1 protein-coding gene is annotated in these 1,273 nt (G+C 72.7%); it reads right to left on the reverse strand.

Annotated elements, in window-relative coordinates; translation table 11 throughout:
- A partial coding sequence (cofG, locus tag AB0D85_RS52275; RefSeq protein WP_362338793.1) for a 7,8-didemethyl-8-hydroxy-5-deazariboflavin synthase CofG occupies window positions 1-1,273 on the reverse strand: 1,273 nt, incomplete at both ends.

Below are 1,273 nucleotides of genomic sequence, written 5' to 3' on the forward strand. Positions count from 1 at the left end.
CGAAGTCGTCGCGGCGGTCGGTCGTACGGCCCTCGGTGTCGATGGCGGTGTGGAGATCGGTGCGGCCGGTCGCGACGAAGACCTCCTCCGGCTCCTGCCACGGGTGCCCCTCGACGACCGCGTCCGGGACCGCCAGTCCCGTCTCCGGGTCCGCGAGGGCGGCGACGTGCGGGCGCAGCCGGGGGTCCAGCCAGGGCTCGCCGCGGCGGACGAACTCCGGGTACACGCACAGACGTTCCCGCAGCTCGAACCCGGCAGCCGCGGACCGCTCGGTGAGTTCCTCGATCTGCGGCCAGGGGCGTTCCGGGTTGACGTGGTCGATGGTGAGCGGGGAGATGCCGCCCCAGTCGTCGATGCCGGCCGCGATCAGGCGCTCGTACTCGCTGTCGACGAGGTTGGGCGGGGCCTGGATGTTGCCGGCCGGGCCCATCACGAGCCGGGCGACGGCGACCGCGGCGACCAGTTCGTCCAGCTCGGCGTCCGGCATGCCGCGCATCGCCGTGTCCGGCTTGGCGCGGAAGTTCTGGATGATCAGTTCCTGGACGCCGTGGTAGGAGCGGGCCACGCGGCGCAGCGCGAAGAGGGACTCCGCGCGCTCCTCGTACGTCTCGCCGATCCCGATCAGGATGCCGGAGGTGAAGGGCACGGAGGAGCGGCCGGCGTCCTCCAGGACGCGCAGCCGGACGGCCGGTTCCTTGTCCGGGGAGCCGTGGTGCGGGCCGCCGGGCTCGGACCACAGCCGGGTCGCGGTCGTCTCCAGCATCATGCCCATCGACGGGGCGACCGGCTTCAGGCGCTGGAAGTCGGTCCAGGACATCCCGCCCGGGTTGAGGTGGGGCAGCAGCCCCGTCTCCTCCAGGATGCGGACGGAGACGGCGCGGACGTAGGCGATCGTGTCGTCGTACCCGTGCGCGTCGAGCCACTCGCGCGCCTCGGGCCAGCGGTCCTCGGGCTTGTCGCCGAGGGTGATCAGGGCTTCCTTGCAGCCGAGGGCGGCACCCTTGCGGGCGACGTCGAGCACCTCGTCCGGGGACATGAACATCCCGTGCCCGGCCCGGCGCAGCTTGCCCGGGACGGTGACGAACGTGCAGTAGTGGCACTTGTCCCGGCACAGGCGGGTGAGGGGGACGAAGACGCTCTTCGAGTACGTGATGACACCGGGCCGGCCCGCCTGGGCGAGGCCCGCGTCACGGACCCGGGCGGCGGAAGCGGCGAGGTCGGTCAGTGCCTCACCGCGCGCCTGGAGCAGGACAGCCGCCTCGGCGACGTCGAG

This window comes from Streptomyces sp. NPDC048277 (assembly GCF_040652235.1).
GTDB lineage: Bacteria > Actinomycetota > Actinomycetes > Streptomycetales > Streptomycetaceae > Streptomyces.